The sequence below is a fragment of the Paraburkholderia sp. BR13439 genome (assembly GCF_040948805.1).
GTDB classification, from domain to species: Bacteria; Pseudomonadota; Gammaproteobacteria; order Burkholderiales; family Burkholderiaceae; genus Paraburkholderia; species Paraburkholderia youngii.
Map to the genome: position 1 here is coordinate 225725 of NZ_JBFPKN010000009.1, position 15810 is coordinate 241534.

At 64.8% G+C, this 15810-nt stretch carries 14 protein-coding genes and 1 pseudogene; 7 read left to right on the forward strand and 8 right to left on the reverse strand.

Annotated features, from left to right (window positions below):
- The first annotated feature begins 235 nt into the window (after nt 1-235).
- Genes AB3X96_RS19830 through AB3X96_RS19840 form a run of 3 tightly spaced genes read left to right on the forward strand, consistent with a single transcriptional unit; the run spans nt 236 to nt 7268 of the window.
- On the forward strand, nt 236-3721 hold the full coding sequence (locus tag AB3X96_RS19830; protein ID WP_368590999.1) for a DUF2126 domain-containing protein: 3486 nt from the start codon (nt 236-238) through the stop codon (nt 3719-3721).
- Nucleotides 3722-3750: 29 nt separating this feature from the next.
- On the forward strand, nt 3751-6381 hold the full coding sequence (locus AB3X96_RS19835; RefSeq protein WP_368591000.1) for a circularly permuted type 2 ATP-grasp protein: 2631 nt from the start codon (nt 3751-3753) through the stop codon (nt 6379-6381).
- Nucleotides 6378-7268 (forward strand): transglutaminase N-terminal domain-containing protein, encoded by an 891-nt coding sequence (locus AB3X96_RS19840; protein WP_368591001.1) that lies wholly within the window; start codon nt 6378-6380, stop codon nt 7266-7268. Before AB3X96_RS19835 ends, AB3X96_RS19840 begins: the two co-directional genes overlap by 4 nt.
- 269 nt (nt 7269-7537) lie before the next feature.
- Here AB3X96_RS19840 and AB3X96_RS19845 read toward each other — a convergent pair whose 3' ends face one another.
- On the reverse strand, nt 7538-7897 hold the full coding sequence (locus AB3X96_RS19845) for a hypothetical protein (RefSeq protein WP_368591002.1): 360 nt from the start codon (nt 7895-7897) through the stop codon (nt 7538-7540).
- A gap of 51 nt (nt 7898-7948) precedes the next feature.
- Complete coding sequence (locus AB3X96_RS19850) at nt 7949-8632, reverse strand: winged helix-turn-helix domain-containing protein (protein WP_368591003.1); 684 nt, start codon at nt 8630-8632, stop codon at nt 7949-7951.
- Nucleotides 8633-9049: 417 nt separating this feature from the next.
- Between AB3X96_RS19850 and AB3X96_RS19855 the strand changes: the two genes are divergently transcribed.
- A complete protein-coding gene (locus AB3X96_RS19855; RefSeq protein WP_368591070.1) occupies nt 9050-9742 on the forward strand; it encodes a phosphatase PAP2 family protein in 693 nt (230 codons plus the stop codon).
- Here the strand turns inward: AB3X96_RS19855 and AB3X96_RS19860 are convergent.
- Together AB3X96_RS19860 and AB3X96_RS19865 are read right to left on the reverse strand one after the other, a co-directional pair.
- Nucleotides 9739-9912, reverse strand: a pseudogene (locus AB3X96_RS19860) (sterol desaturase family protein); the annotation flags it as partial. The gene AB3X96_RS19855 and the pseudogene AB3X96_RS19860 sit on opposite strands and share 4 nt — an antisense overlap.
- A gap of 55 nt (nt 9913-9967) precedes the next feature.
- Nucleotides 9968-10897 carry a LysR family transcriptional regulator gene (locus tag AB3X96_RS19865; RefSeq protein ID WP_368591004.1) on the reverse strand — a complete coding sequence of 310 codons (930 nt, stop codon included), beginning with the start codon at nt 10895-10897 and terminating at the stop codon, nt 9968-9970.
- A gap of 87 nt (nt 10898-10984) precedes the next feature.
- Between AB3X96_RS19865 and AB3X96_RS19870 the strand changes: the two genes are divergently transcribed.
- Both AB3X96_RS19870 and AB3X96_RS19875 read left to right on the forward strand, forming a co-directional pair.
- Nucleotides 10985-11518, forward strand: a complete 534-nt coding sequence (locus tag AB3X96_RS19870) for a hypothetical protein (RefSeq protein ID WP_368591005.1) — start codon at nt 10985-10987, stop codon at nt 11516-11518.
- 274 nt (nt 11519-11792) lie between these two features.
- Nucleotides 11793-12605, forward strand: a complete 813-nt coding sequence (locus AB3X96_RS19875; protein WP_368591006.1) for a DUF4377 domain-containing protein — start codon at nt 11793-11795, stop codon at nt 12603-12605.
- A 58-nt stretch (nt 12606-12663) separates the two neighbouring features.
- Here AB3X96_RS19875 and AB3X96_RS19880 read toward each other — a convergent pair whose 3' ends face one another.
- Nucleotides 12664-12954 (reverse strand): hypothetical protein, encoded by a 291-nt coding sequence (locus AB3X96_RS19880; protein WP_368591007.1) that lies wholly within the window; start codon nt 12952-12954, stop codon nt 12664-12666.
- Between the two features lie 110 nt (nt 12955-13064).
- On the opposite strand from AB3X96_RS19880, the gene AB3X96_RS19885 reads away from it, so the two are divergent.
- Complete coding sequence (locus tag AB3X96_RS19885; RefSeq protein WP_368591008.1) at nt 13065-14030, forward strand: GlxA family transcriptional regulator; 966 nt, start codon at nt 13065-13067, stop codon at nt 14028-14030.
- 4 nt (nt 14031-14034) lie between these two features.
- Here AB3X96_RS19885 and AB3X96_RS19890 read toward each other — a convergent pair whose 3' ends face one another.
- Genes AB3X96_RS19890 through AB3X96_RS19900 form a run of 3 tightly spaced genes read right to left on the reverse strand, consistent with a single transcriptional unit; the run spans nt 14035 to nt 15789 of the window.
- The gene (locus AB3X96_RS19890; protein WP_368591009.1) at nt 14035-14778 is read right to left on the reverse strand and encodes a TonB family protein; all 744 of its coding nucleotides are present in this window, start codon (nt 14776-14778) and stop codon (nt 14035-14037) included.
- Complete coding sequence (locus tag AB3X96_RS19895; protein ID WP_368591010.1) at nt 14771-15169, reverse strand: ExbD/TolR family protein; 399 nt, start codon at nt 15167-15169, stop codon at nt 14771-14773. Before AB3X96_RS19895 ends, AB3X96_RS19890 begins: the two co-directional genes overlap by 8 nt.
- Nucleotides 15166-15789, reverse strand: coding sequence for a MotA/TolQ/ExbB proton channel family protein (locus tag AB3X96_RS19900; protein ID WP_368591011.1), 624 nt, complete (start codon nt 15787-15789; stop codon nt 15166-15168). The genes AB3X96_RS19895 and AB3X96_RS19900 overlap by 4 nt, the downstream gene beginning before the upstream one ends.
- Nucleotides 15790-15810: the final 21 nt, after the last annotated feature.

Sequence of the window (15810 nt, forward strand, 5' to 3'; positions counted from 1 at the left end):
AATCTTCATGCCGCGATTGCCAGACCTCACCGCTTTAACGCACAGTACGGTCAGGATCGTGCATCGGTGCTGCGCCGCTTTGGTGCACGGTCCGACGTAGCCCAACGGCAAGACAACAGATACGCAAAACGCACACGCAATTCAGGCAACACCAAACGATTCACGCGGGTTTTGTCCAGCAACGGCATAGAGCTTGCTTTTTTGGCGGGCTGCGCCTTTCGTCGAGGAGTCCGGAGTGTCCATACGCGTCGCCTTGCATCACGTTACTCATTACCGCTACGACAGACTGGTTACGCTGTCGCCCCAAGTCGTGAGGCTGCGGCCCGCGCCGCATTGCCGTACGCCGATCCTGGCGTACTCGATGCGCGTCGAGCCCGCGAGACACTTCATCAACTGGCAGCAGGACGCGTTCGCCAACTATCAGGCGCGGCTGGTGTTTCCCGAGCAGACGCGCGAGTTCAAGGTGAGCGTCGATCTGGTCGCCGAGATGGCCGTCTACAATCCGTTCGACTTCTTCCTCGAACCATCGGCCGAGCGGTTTCCGTTCGACTACGCGCCGGAACTCGCCGCCGAACTCGCGCCCTACTGCGTGAAACGGCCGATGACGCCGCGCTTTGCGGAGTTCGTCGCGAGCATCGACCGCACGCCGGCCGGCACCGCGAACTTCCTGGTGGCGCTGAACCAGCGGCTGCAACGCGAAATTCGCTATCTGATCCGGATGGAGCCGGGCGTTCAGTCGCCCGAGGAAACCTTGGTCAACGCGTCGGGCTCGTGCCGCGATACGGGCTGGCTGCTCGTCGAGACGCTGCGGCAACTGGGCTTCGCGGCGCGCTTCGTGTCCGGCTATCTGCTGCAACTCGCGCCCGACGTCAAGTCGATCGACGGCCCGAGCGGCACCGAGGTCGACTTCACCGACCTGCACGCGTGGTGCGAGGTCTATCTGCCGGGCGCGGGCTGGATCGGGCTCGATCCGACCTCGGGGCTGCTCGCCGGCGAAGGCCATATTCCGGTTGCCTGCACGCCGGAGCCGGGCAGCGCGGCGCCGATCTCGGGCGCGGTCGACGAATGCGAGGTCGAATTCGGACACACGATGTCGATCGAACGCGTGCTGGAGTCGCCGCGCGTCACGAAGCCGTACAGCGAAGCCGCTTGGCACGACGTGCTGAAGATGGGCGCGCGGGTCGACTATGAACTCGCCGACATGGATGTGCGACTGACGATGGGCGGCGAGCCGACCTTCGTGTCGGTGCGCGATCGCGATGCCGCCGAATGGAACACCGACGCGCTTGGACCCACCAAGCGCGGCTACGCGGTCGCGCTGATGGACCGATTGCGCGAACGCTACGGCGCGAACGGCTTCCTGCATATCGGCCAGGGCAAGTGGTATCCGGGCGAGCAACTGCCGCGCTGGGCGATGTCGCTGTACTGGCGCGCCGACGGCGAGCCATGCTGGCGCAACCCGGCCCTGTTCGCCGATGAACGCGAGCCGGGCCGCTACACGGCCGGCGACGCGCAACGGTTCATCGCGCATCTGGCGGCGAAGCTGTCGCTCGACGCGGACTGCATCCAGCCCGGCTACGAGGACACCTGGTACTACCTGTGGCGCGAGCGTCGCCTGCCGGTCAACGTCGATCCATTCGACGCGCGCCTCGACGACGAACTCGAACGCCTGCGGCTGCGCCGCGTGTTCGACGCCGGGCTCGCGAGTCCGGCCGGCTACGTGTTGCCGCTCGGCCGCGAGCGCGGCGCGCCGGGCATCGCGGCGAAGTGGATCACGGGCCGCTGGTTCTTCCGCGACGAACGCATGTATCTGATCCCCGGCGATTCACCGATGGGCTACCGGCTGCCGCTCGATTCGCTGCCGTGGGTGTCGAAGACCGACTATCCGTATCAGCACGCGCACGATCCGTTCGCGCCGCCGCAGCCGTTGCGCACGGCTGCGCAGTTGCGCGTGCAGTACGAAGGCGGCCGCGAGAGCCGGCAGATCGCCGAGGAACAGACCAGCGCGCGGCAGGCGGCCGCGCTGTCGCTGTCGGCGGCCGATCTGCTGAGCGGCATGCCGCAAGGCGGCGTGCTCGCGTATGCGCCGCCGCGCCATGACGAAGGGCTGCCGGCGCGTGGCGAATCGTCGAAGGACACGCTGCGCACCGCGGTGTGCGTCGAGGCACGCGACCCGAAGCGCGCGGCCGGCCCGAAAGCCGAAGCCGATTCCTTCGGCAGCGGCCGCACGCTGCTGCACGTAGTCATGCCGCCGCTGACCGATCTCGACGACTATCTCGACCTGCTTGCCGCGGTCGAAGCGACGGCCGGGGAGCTGAAGATGCAGATCGTGCTCGAAGGCTATCCGCCGCCGCGCGATCCGCGACTGAAGGTGCTGCAGGTGACGCCGGACCCCGGCGTGATCGAAGTCAACATTCATCCGGCCGCGAACTGGGACGAGCTCGTCGATCACACCGAGTACCTGTATCAGTCGGCCGCGCACAGCTATCTGAGCAGCGAGAAGTTCATGCTCGACGGGCGCCACACCGGCACCGGCGGCGGCAATCACTTCGTGCTCGGCGGTGCGACGCCGGCCGACAGCCCGTTCCTGCGGCGGCCCGACCTGCTCGCGAGCCTGATCGCGTACTGGCACAACCATCCGTCGCTGTCGTATCTGTTTTCGGGGCTGTTCATCGGACCGACGAGCCAGGCACCACGCGTCGACGAAGCGCGCAACGACCAGGTCTACGAACTCGAAATCGCGTTCGCCGAGTTGCAACGGCAGGTCGATCTGCTCGGCGGCCGCGACAGCGGCAACCTGCCGCCGTGGATGATCGATCGCGCGCTGCGCAACATCCTGATCGACGTGACCGGCAACACGCACCGCGCCGAGTTCTGCATCGACAAGCTGTATTCGCCCGACGGACCCGCAGGCCGCCTCGGTCTGCTGGAGCTGCGCGCCTTCGAGATGCCGCCGCACGCGCGCATGAGTCTGGTGCAGCAATTGCTGCTGCGCGCACTGGTCGCGCGATTCTGGCGCATGCCGTACACGCGGCGGCTCACGCGTTGGGGCACCGAGCTGCACGACCGCTTTCTGCTCGGCACCTTCGTAAAGATGGATTTCGACGACGTGCTCGCCGAACTCGGCGAAGCGGGCTTCGCCTTCGATAGCGCGTGGTTCGCGCCGCACTTCGAATTCCGCTTTCCGCTCGTCGGCGAGATGACGCTGGGCGGCGTCGACCTGACGATCCGCAACGCGCTCGAACCGTGGCACGTGATGGGCGAGGAGGGCTCCGCCGGCGGCACGGTGCGCTATGTCGATTCGTCGGTCGAGCGGCTCGAGGTGCGCGCGCTCGGGTTGAACGGCAATCGTCACGTGCTGAGCGTCAACGGCGTGCCGGTGCCGCTGCAGCCGACCGGCCGCGTCAGCGAGTACGTGGCCGGAGTGCGTTTTCGCGCTTGGGCGCAATCGTCGGCGCTGCATCCGACGATCGGCGTGCACGCGCCGCTCACGTTCGACCTCGTCGACACCTGGAGCGGCCGCTCACTCGGCGGATGCCAGTATCATGTCGCTCATCCGGGCGGGCGCAACTATCAGACCTTTCCGGTCAACGCCTACGAGGCGGAAAGCCGGCGGCGCGCGCGTTTCTTCGCGTCGGGTCATACGCCGGGACCGCTCGCCGTGGGCCGACCGCAACGCAGCCTCGAGTTTCCCTTCACGCTCGATCTGCGCCACAGTTGAACAACACGCATCGCTGACACCACACGACCTTGGCCTTTCAATCGACCTTGCCCTTCGAAGCGTCCGCGATGCCGGCGGACGCTTCGTCCCTATTGCGGTTGCTGCCGGGTCATGACGGACATTGGGACGAGCTGCGCGACGCGTCGGGCGCGCTGCGCGAGCCGTGGCGGCAGTTCTTCGCGCTGCTGGACGAGGACGGCGTGGCGCGGCTCGCGGACCATCACGCGTCGATCGCGCGGCAGATCCGCGATAACGACATCAGCTACAACGTCTACGCGGACAACGGCAAGTCGCGGCCCTGGGCGCTCGATCTGCTGCCGTTCCTGATCAGCGAGGCCGAGTGGGCGCAGATCGAGCGCGGCGTCGCGCAGCGCGCGCGTCTGCTCAACGCGATCGTCGCCGATATCTACGGACCGCGGACGCTGCTCGAACATGGGCAACTGCCGCCCGCGCTGGTGTTCGGCCATCCGGGCTATCTGCGTTCGGTGAAGGGCTTCACGCCGGCCGGTGGCCAGTATCTGCAGGTCGTCGCGCTCGATCTCGCGCGCACGCCGGGCGGCGAGTGGAGCGTGATCGCGCATCGCACCGAGGCGCCGTCCGGTCTCGGCTACGCGCTCGAAAACCGCCTGATCGTGTCGACGCTGCTCGCCGAGCCGTTCCGCTCGCTGCGTGTGAGCCGGCTCGCGCCGCTCTATTCGCAACTGGTCGCGACGCTCGTGCAGGCCGCGCAAGCGACGATGCGCGACGAGGAAAGCGCCGACGCTTCACCGCATATCGCGCTGCTCACGCCGGGGCCGTACAGCGAAACCTATTTCGAGCATGTGTTTCTCGCGCGCTATCTCGGCGTCACGCTGGTCGAAGGCAAGGATCTGACCGTGCGCGGCGACCGGCTCTATCTGAAGACCCTGGCAGGCCTCGAACGCGTGCACGTCGTGCTGCGCCGTCTCGACGATGCATTCTGCGATCCGGTCGAGCTGCGCGCCGATTCGACGATCGGCGTGCCCGGGCTGTTGCAGGTGATGCGCGCGGGCAACGTGATCGTGTCGAACGTGCCGGGCTCGGGGTTCGCCGAGTCGCCGGCGTTGCACGGTTTCATGCCCGGTATCGCCGAAGCGTTGCTCGGCGAAGAGCTGCTGCTGCCCGGCGTGCCGACCTGGTGGTGCGGCGAACAGGCCGCGCGCGAGCATGCGTTCGCGCATCTCCACGACGCGTTGATCGTGCCGACCTGGCCGCTCGCGGGACGCGATGCGCCGCCCGGCATCGAACGGGGCCGACAGCCGCTCGCGGCATGGCGCGAGCGCATCGACGAGTTGCCCGACGCGTTCACGATCCAGCAGGAGCAGCGCTTTTCCTGCACGCCGCGCTACGAGGAGGGCACGATCGGCGGGCGGCCGTCGGTGCTGCGCGTCTATGCGATCGCCGACGTCGACGGCGGCTGGCACGTGATGCCGGGCGGCTTCACCCGCATGGCCGCCGAGCGTCAGACCACGGTATCGATGCAGCATGGCGGCAGCAGCGTCGATACCTGGGTGCTGTCGAGCCAGCCAAGCTCTACGTTCACGCTGCTGCCTTCGCCGATGCAGCCCGCCGACCTCACGCGCAAGCATCGCACGGTATCGAGCCGCGCCGCCGAGAACCTGTTCTGGGCGGGCCGCTACGGCGAGCGCGCGGAAAACAATGTGCGGTTGCTGCGGCTGATTCTCGGGTCGCTCGAAGGCAACGACGCCGACGCGATGTTCGCGACGCTGGTCGAACTCGCGACATGGTGCGGCCTCGTGCAGCCTGGCGACCTGGCGTCGCCGCACGGGCCGGCCTCGCCGCAGACCTTCGAGCGGGCGCTCGTCGCGAATCTCGGCGAGAGCGCGGGCAGTGTCAGCATCAGCCAGAACCTCAACTGCCAGGCGCGCGCGAACGGCGAGGTGCGCGGGCGGTTGTCGAACGATCATTGGCGCATGATCCTCGCGGCGCGCAACGACTTTCAGGATGCGTTGCAGGTGTTGCTGCCTGCCGTGGGCGCAGGCAACGGCGGCGCGGGCGCCACGAGCACCGGCAGTGCGTTCGATCGCTACGATCGCGTGACGCTCGCGAATGCGCTCGAACATCTGTCGGTGCAGCTATCGGCGATCAGCGGCGCGCAGGGCGACCGCATGACGCGCGATGAGGCGTGGCGGCTGCTGTTCGTCGGGCGTCATATCGAACGCGTCGCGACGATGGCCGCGTTCATGCGAGGCGTCGCCGCGAACGGCCAACTCGCGACGCCGGCCGGCTTCGATCTGCTGCTGCAGATGTTCGACAGCACGCTCACGTATCGCTCGCTGTACCCGGGGCGTTTCGAAGTGCCCGCGCTGCTCGATCTGCTCGTGATCGAACCGCACAATCCGCGCGGCATTTATGGCGTGTACGAACGGCTGCGCAACAAGCTCGACGAGATCGCCATCGCGGCGGGCAGCGTGCGGCATCGGCCGTTCGCGGAGTTGCTGCCGCCGGTCGAGATGCTGCCGTCGCTCGGATCGCTTTGCGAGGTCGACGAACACGGCTCGCATGGCAAGCTGATTGCGCTGTGCGATCAGATCGGCGGCTTCGCCAATGCGGCCGCGCATGAAATCAGCGCGCGCTATTTCAGTCACGCGACCACGGTCGCCTCGCAGGTGTGGGTATGAAGCACGCGTCGACGGTGCTGTCGGTTTCGCATCGCACTACCTACCATTACTCGACGTATGTCGAAACCGCGCAGCATCTGGCGACGATCCGGCCGCTCGCGTGTCCGTGGCAGCGCGTGATCTCGCGCAGCGAGCGGATCGAGCCGGAGCCGTCGTATAGGCATAGCCGCATCGACGCGTTCGGCAACGACGTGCTGTATTTCGCGCTCGATACACCGCACGAGCGTCTGCAACTCGTCAGCGAGACCACGGTTGCGCTGACGCCGCGCTGGACCGACCTCGACGCCGAGGCCACCCCCGTCTGGGAAGCCGTGGCCGAGGCGCTACGGTTTCGCGTGAGCGGCGCGTTCCGTCCCGAGGCGGAGTATTGCTTCGCGTCGCCGAATATCGCGCTGCGACCTTCTTTGCGCGCCTATGCGTTGCCGAGCTTCACGCCCGGCCGGCCGCTCGTTGCCGGTGCGATCGATCTGATGCATCGCATTCACGAGGACTTCGCGTACAAGCCGTCGGCGACGCTGTTCGATACGCCGGCCGAACGCGCATTCGAACTGAAGAGCGGCGTGTGCCAGGATTTCGCGCAGGTGATGATCGGCTGCCTGCGCTCGCTCGGTTTGCCCGCGCGCTACGTCAGCGGCTATCTGCGCAACGATCCGCCGCCAGGTCATCCCCGTCTGATTGGCGCGGATGCTTCGCACGCGTGGGTGTCGGTGCATTGTCCGGCCAGCGGCTGGATCGATCTCGATCCGACCAATGACGCGCTCGCCGACCTCGATCATGTGACGCTCGCGATCGGGCGTGATTACAGCGATGTGTCGTTGCTGCGCGGGACGATTCTCGGCGGCGGCGCGCATCGGATGGAAGTGGGCGTGACGGTGCTGGCGTTGTGAAGCGGGCGCGGCTCGTTGCGGGTATTCGACTGAGTTCGGCCATAATGGAGAAAACGTCGCCGGAGTTCGCCCGCTCATGAAGTCTCTTTGCTTCGCAGCATTTCTCGTTTTCGCTGCCGGCTGCACGTCGACCTCGCCGCCGGCGAATCCTCAGGCGGCGCATGATACGAACGCCTACATACTGCACGCTCCCGACGCCGCTGCGAGACCACCGCGACTTACCGTCGGCACCAGCTATTCTGACACGCAACTGATTCTGCCGTGGTTCCTCAACGACCTGATCGACTTCGTGAACTATCGCTAGTCTGAAAACTGCATCTCGTGTCTGCCAGAAATCGCCGCACTTCGGCGGCTAACCAGTCGCGCAGCGCGCAGACCTTGAGATGATCGCGATTGCCGACGCGATAGACCAGATCATAGCCGCGCTCGACTTTCAGGCGAATGTCGGGAAACGGCGCGACGAGGTGTCCAGCCACGATATCATCGCCTACCAGGGCACTGCGTCCGAGGGCGTTCAGTTCCTTGAGCCGGTCTTCGGCATCGCCGCTGCATCGTTGATGTTCGGCGACAGGGTCGGTCCATCCCTTCGTGGTCGGCGTGGCTCTCGTGCTGGCCGGACTCGCGCTCACGATGGTTTCTCGCAACGAGGTGGGTAACCGAGCTCGAAACGGCAACGTCCGCTAGCCAGCGAAGCGGACTTTCGAGTCGGGTGTTCTCAGACAATAGCCTGCGCCGCGTACCGTCACGATCCGTCCTGCTCCGATTTTTCGTCGCAAGCCACACACCTGCACTTCGATGGCATTGCTGGCGATTTCCTCGCGTGGATCGCATATCCTCGCTTCAAGTTCTGAGCGAGTGAAAACGCGCGCCGGGTCTTCGATTAGCGCCTGTAGCAGAGCGAACCCGCGCGGCGCCAGCGTGAGCGGCTCTCCATGCAGGGTGACTCGATGAGAGGCTGCATCCAGCATGAGGCCGTCGTACGCCAGAACGGGAACCGTCCGTACCACTCTGCGACGCGTCAACGCACGTACGCGCGCCGCAAGTTCATCGACGTCGAATGGTTTGACCAGGTAATCGTCCGCGCCTGCGTCGAGTGCGGCAATACAGGTTTCCAGTTCCCTCTGTGCCGTCACGATGATCACGAAGGCATGGCCACCGCACTCTCGATATCGCTTCAACGCGTCAATAACGTCGATTCCCGACAGGTCGGGGTCGAGCATGACGAGGTCGTACAAGCTGCAGTCCGGCCAACTCATGGGCTCGCCAACGACACTCGTCCAGTCGACGATATGGCCCGCACGTCGCAACGTATCCACGGCCGGCCCAGCGATCAACTCATCCTTTCCCATCAACAGCAACTGCATGGCAACAGATCCCTTGAATGCGCGTCGGTTATTCGTCTTGTCCGGTTCGGCGCGATCGTAATGTAATCATGCTGAAGAATTGCTTAAGAGAAGCAGGCTGGCGGGTCGCGAGGTTTGACGTCGCTGTTTGTCGTGTTTGGCGAGGAAGGCTTTCAGCACCGGTTGAAACCCGCAATCAAGGCATCGCTGCAACGCGACAGGTTCCGTTAAGTGCAAACGTTCGCTATCGCACCGAGTGTTCGGAAATTATTGCGGACACTAGGATGACGGTTGTTTTCAAGCTTCGATGCACGCCAACGAACCGGCGGACTAACTCACTGCATGAAGGGCCCCAACGACCATCCACCGCAGGTCGCCCGGCTGCGCGACGTAGAAACGTTGAATCGATGCTGCGCGATAAACGCACCTGAGCAACGAATGAACCCTTTCGATACCGCAATCCAAACCTTCCTGACGCACATGGCGCTGAGTTGCGCCACGTGGAACCACACGATAAGAATCATCGCGGACCTATACACATTCAAGGGCCTGGTGCTCATGCCCGTATTGTGGTGGATATGGTGCAAACCCAGCCAGCGTGGCGATTGGGAGCGTGAAATGGTCGTCGCGACGATCGCGAGCGGCCTCCTTGCGCTCGCGATATTCAGACTCGTCTCGCATTATTTGCCATTCCGTACGCGGCCTCTTTTTAATCCGGAGCTACACCTGAATTTTCCATCGGGTGGTCTGGATGCGGCCGTGTTGCCAGCCTGGAGTTCCTTCCCGAGTGACCATGCGATGCTGTGGATTTCGGTCGCAACCGGGATCTTTCTGGTGTCGCGCGGCGTCGGTGTGCTCGCGCTTTTATACACCACGCTCTTCATATGTCTGCCCCGCGTTTATCTCGGATGGCACTATCCGACCGACATAATCGCGGGTGCGGCGATCGGAGCGGCCATCACATGGATAATGACTCGGGACGCCGTTAGAACACCTATTGCGGCGCCGATTCTGAGGTGGATGCACAGATTTCCCGGGCCCTCCTATACGCTGTCGTTTGCTTTGTGTTTTGAACTGGTCACGCAGTTCAACGAGTTATTAGTTCTGGGGCGGTCGATATTACAGGGCTAATGAGTTGGAATCCGCTCCGAGGCCAGTCCCTGGGCGAGGTGCTGTGAGTTGGCACGCCGCCGCAGGTATTCGGTTGTCTCCCCGTTACCATCGGGCCGCCAACCGGGTGGCTTCAGCACATATCCACATGCCTCGCCTAAAGAGCGTGCCGTTCGAAGGTCGCGCCACAATGGCCAATCGAGGCGCCGCCACAGACTCGTTGGTGCAGGTTCATCGATCAGGCGATCAGTGTCCATTCTGGGTACTTGCCATTCGGCGCTTCACATGATCGATGAACGCACGCAGCTTCGGCATGATCTGCCGGCGGCTCGGATAGTAGAGAAACACGCCAGGGATCATCGGCGCATACGCATCCAGAACGCGTACGAGCTTTCCGGTTCGCAACCCCTCGGCGGCCATCGGCTCGGGTAGCTGGGCAAGGCCGATGCCCGCGTTCGCCGCACCCAGCATGCCCAGAAAATCGCTGGCGATGAAAGGACCGGAAACGGCGAGCTCGATCGGCTGGCCGTTGTCGTTGAACGACCACGACGCGAGCGCGCCGCTGGAGCGCCGCCAGCGAATGCAGGCATGCGTACGCAGATCGTCGATGTGTTCGGGGCGGCCGCGCGCCGCGAAATAGCCAGGACTCCCCACCACGACGAAGCGGAATGGCGCCGTCAACGGCACCGCGACCATGTCGGCGGCAACGAACTGGCCCAGCCGGATGCCGGCGTCGAAGCCTTCCGCCGCAAGATCGATCAGCTCCTTGCTGGCCGCAATCTCCACCTCGACCTCTGGATTGGCCTCGCAGAACGACGCGATCAGCGGCTCCAGCAGGATCGGCACGACCGCGCGCGGCACCGAAAGACGCAACAGGCCGGACGGCCGCTCGCCGAGTCCGCGCGCCACCTCGCTGGCGGCGACGAGTTCCTCGAAAGCGGGTTTGGCGCGCGCCAGAAAGCGCTCGCCGGCTTCGGTCAAGCCGACGCTGCGCGTCGTGCGAATGAAAAGCGTCGCGCCGATGCGCGCTTCGAGCACACGCACCGCCTGACTGACCGCCGACGGCGTCACGCCGAGCGCCGCGGCGGCCCCGCGAAAACTGCGATGCTCGGCCACGCTGAGGAAGACTTCGACGCCGTCGAGTGCACCTTGCCTGACTGTGAAGTTCTGCTTCATAGCCTGTCAACATTGTGAGGAATAGTCGCTCGCGCGAGACGATGGTACACCTATCACCTGCGCATCCAACATTCGACAGGAGGCACCATGTCAGCGCGGCTTCTCTTTCAGATGCATCTCGTTCTGGGCTACGTTGCCTGGTTGTTGTGCTTCGGCACCTACGTGTGGCCGAAGCTCAGGTCGATGGCGCCGTTCGACGCGCAACGCGCGATCGCCACCTTGCACAGCTTCCGTTTCTTCGGGCTCGCGTTCCTGCTGCCTGGCGTCGTCAGTCCGCAACTGTCCGCGAGCTTCGCCGCGTTCGCCGCTTATGGAGATTTCGCCACGGGCGTGCTGGCGATGCTGGCCTTGCTGACGGCGCGGATACGGCCGCTTTTCTGGTCGTTCGTGGTTGCTTTCAATCTGGTCGGTATGGCCGATCTGCTTGTCGACTACTACCACGCGACAGCGGCCGATCTGCCCGCGCATTCAGGAGAACTGGGCGCGCTGTACGCGATCCCGATCATCTATGTGCCGACGCTGGCGATCACGCACGTTGCCGCCTTTTATCTGATGCTGCGTCCCCGGCTCAGGAGACTTCACGCCGCGCCTGCCGTGCGTCGCGACATATCCAAGGCGTAGCCCGCGTCACCCGCCGCAGTTCGGTAACCTAACGAACGATCCAGGCAAACATCGAACAGCATATTTCCGCCATCTACCTGCGTTATGCTGTCGGTCGTCGAGTCGATGCTCGCGGCCTGAGCGACGCAGGTGCGCAAACCCGGCGTAATGTGGCCGGGTGGTGACCTTCACTGGCTTTTCCGGCTTTCGGGCATGCGACCTGATGCTCGCGTCCCTTCGCCAGGTGACGCGGGCCAACGCCCGGAACAACCACTGAACTCACCGAGGTGCCGACGTGAAATACCGCATGCTCCTGCTGCCGCTCGTTCTCGCCGCCTGCGCGCAGACACCCGAAGTGACGGCGCCGGCTCCCGCGGCGACCACGGCCGCGGCGAACCCGGCGGCGCCGACTGGCACCGATCAGCTGACCCGCTACCACTGGCAGCTGAGCAACGCGATCGACAGCCACGGCAACCGCATCGATGCGCTGTTCGCCCGCCCGGACAAACCGCTGCAACTGGACTTCAGTCCGTATCGGATCACCGTCGTCAATAGCTGCAACAACATGGGAGCGGGTTACACAGTGAGGAAGGGATATCTGCAGATCGGCCCGATGGTCACCACGATGATGGCCTGCAACGACCCCGCGCTTGCCGCACTCGACGATGCGATCTCGCAGCGAGTGCGCGGCAGCGTCAACGTGAACCTGCTCGCGCGCGACAACGGGCCGCGCCTGCAACTCGTCACGGATAACGGCGATACGCTGAGCTTTACCGGCGTGCCGACGGCCGAGACGCGCTACGGCGGCCCCGGTCAAATTGCGTTCCTGGAGGTGGCGCCGCAGTCGGTGCCGTGCACCCATCCGTTGATGCTGGACGGGCAATGCCTGCTCGTGCGCGAACGCTTCTTCGACGAGCAGGGGCTGGCCACCGGCACGCCCGGTCCGTGGCAGCCGTTCAATCAGAACATCGAAGGCTATACGCACACGCCGGGCATCCGTAACGTGGTGCGCGTCAAGCGTTTTACGATCAGGAACCCGCCTGCCGACGGGCCGTCGGTGGCTTATGTACTGGACCTCGTGGTTGAATCGGAGAAGGTCGGGCAGTGATGCTTCTGCAAGCGTGCCGCCGGCGAGGCCGGCGGCACCGTTCATCCCGCCAGCAACATCAACCCTTCTGAATCAGCCGCCCGAGCGGCGCGAGCGGTCCCACCGGCAAATACTCATACTTCATCAGCCCGTCGGCCACGAGCGGCAACGCGTCGAGTATCGACCTGGCCTCGTCGACCGATCCGACGTTCATCAGGAAGATCGGCCCGGCCTTGTCGCGGAACCAGAACTGCTCGATCTTGCCGTCCAGATAGAACTGCAGAGTGGCCGGCACCTCGTGAGGCAAATGCTGCTGCAGCTTGTCCGGGGTGAGGGTCGGTTGTGCGGATGCGATGGCGAAAACTTTCATCAGTGACCTCCTTGGTCGACGTTCGTTGCGATGTACAACGGAGTTCACTGTAGCCCTCGGTCGGAAAAAGCTGTATCGTCGCAAATGACAACTTTAGGGTCATTTACGCCATGCGCATCGCGATCCTCGCCCTGCAGGGGCTGTTCGACACCGGCCTCACCGTCATGCTCGACGCGTTCTCGCTCGCCAACCGGTTCGCGGCCGCGAAAATGGGCGGGCGGCCGCACTTCGATCTGTCGATCGTCGGCGTGCGCAGGAAGGTCCAGTCGGGGCAGGGGTTCGCCATCCCCGTGCAAGCGATCACCGCCGACCTGAGACCGGACTGGGTGGTCATTCCCGCGCTCGGCACCGGCACACCAGAGCAACTGGTGCCGGCGCTCGAACGGCCGGACGTGCGCGACGCCACAGAGCAATTGCTCGCGTGGCATGCAGAGGGCACGTTGCTCGCCGCGTCGTGCATCGGCACGTTCCTCGTCGCGGAAACCGGACTCCTCGATCATCGCGAAGCGACCACGACCTGGTGGCTGAGTCCATTGTTCCGGCAACGCTATCCGGCGGTGCTGCTCGACGAGTCGCGCATGCTGGTGCCAACGGAGGTCGGGGTGACGGCGGGGGCGGCGATGGGGCATCTCGATCTCGCGTTGTGGCTGATCCGTCGCGCGAGCCCCGAACTGGCCGCGCTCGTGTCGCGCTATCTGCTCGCGGATCTGCGCTCATCGCAGGCGCCGTACATCATTCCCAACCACCTGGCGCAGGCCGATCCGCTGGTTCAGCGTTTCGAGCGATGGGCGCGCGATCATCTGAAGGAAGGGTTCTCGCTGCAGCACGCGGCGGCCGCACTGGCGACGAGCGCGCGCACGCTGCAGCGTCGTTGCCAGGACGTGCTCGGCAAATCGCCGTTGGCGTACTTTCAGGATCTGCGTGTCGAGCATGCGCAGTCGCTGCTGCATGGCAGCGGCCTCGGCATCGACGCGATCGCGGCCGAGGTCGGTTATGTCGACGGTGCCACGTTACGCACGCTATTGCGCCAACGACTCGGCAAAGGTGTGCGTGATCTGCGTGCGGATCTGCGGTGAGGGCTCAGCTAACGTTGAAATGCACGCGGACGTCCTGCGTGCTTTCGACGGGCCGGCCGTCGCGCAGCGCGGGAAAAAAGCGCCAGCGCCGCAACGCGACGAGCAGCAGCTGATTGAGACGGGGGTTCGGTGTTGCCCGAACGAGCTCGACGTCGACCGAGCCATCGGCGTGGATCGTGAAGCGGGCTGTCGCCGTTGTTTGATAGGCCTGTTCGCGCAGATCGTCGGGCAGGGACGGCAATGGTTGCGAAATGGAGCGGGCGGCAGTGTCGGAGCTTGCTGAGGCGCTCGGCGCGGCGTCGTGCTGTGCGGATGATTGCCGAGATCCCGCGGCAGCCGTTTGTTCCGGCCGCTCATCTTGCGACGGGTGTTGCGCTGGACTTGCAACCGGTGCAGACGGCGTTGCGGCGGCGGTCGTCGTCTGCGTTCGTGGCTCGCCTGGCGCAGGCGGCATCGCGCGACGCATCGAGGTGCGCGATTGCGCCTGCACATGCGTTGGTGCCTGTTTCGCCGGAACCGGGGTAGCAGGTTGCGGCGTGCGGGATTCTGACGCCGCGGGTTCGTCGAGCACGACGACGCGCATATCCAGCGGAGCAGGCGGCGGGACTGGCCGGGCCGGTCTGAGCAATCCGGCAGACAGTGTGACCAGCATCAGCAGCCAGATACCGAGCGCGATCAGAGTCGCGATGGCAGTACGCAGCGTCCTCGCAGCGCGTCTCTCGAACCAATCGCGGCGACCTTCAATCACGATGCACGGCGATCAGAAAGTGTTCGGCGCCCGCGCGACGCGCCGCGAGCATCGCCTGCACGACCGCGCCGTGACCCGCGTGATCGTCGGCCGCGATCACGACGTTACCGTCCGCGCGCAGCAGGCGCTTTACTTCGGGCTCGATCTGATCCGCGCGAACGACATGGCGATTGACTGAGACCTCGTCGTTGCCGCTCACCGATATCGTCAGCGGCTCGCTCGTGCTGATCGGCTGCGCGTGTCCCGAAGGCAGATTGATTCGCACCGCATCGAGACGCTGCATTGCGAGCGAGGCGAGCATGAAGGTCGCGAGCAGAAAGAACATCACGTCGATCATTGGAATGATTTCGATGCGGCCGCGCCGCGAGGCGCGCGAGCGTTTGAGTTTCATCCTCGCTCTCCGCGCGTCTCGTGCTGCAGGCGCAGTGCGCTGAGTCGCGCGTTGGCGAACAGTTCGAGGTCATCCATCAGACGCTCGAGCCGTCGTGAAAAATAATTGAACGCGAACAGCGCGAAGACCGCGACGATCAATCCAATCGCGGTTGCCACCAGCGACTGCGCGACCCCGCCCGTGACACCGCCCGGATCGACGAGCCCATTGCCGCCGAACAGCTGGAACGATTTCATCATCCCGACGATCGTGCCGAGCAGGCCGAGCAGCGGCGCCGCCGTGACGATCGTTTCGAGCAGCCACAGACCTCGCCCCATGTCGCGCTCGATCTGCGACGCGATCGATTGCGCCGACGCCTCGCGCAGCCACAGCGGCGCATTCGTTTCTGGCTGCCATGGCGCGGCCATGCGCCGAAACGCGTGGTACGGGGCGAGGCCGTTGAGCCGGTGGTCATCGCCTGACGCGGGTTGCAGAAGACGCGCCGGCGCGCTTGCGAAGCGGGCAAACACATAGGCCCGCTCGATGATGATCGTCAACGCGAGCACGCCGAGCACGCTGAGCGGATACATGATCCATCCGCCAGTACGCATCGCCGCGATAAAGCCTGTCCATTCCTGCATGATGGTTCTCCTAACGGTCGA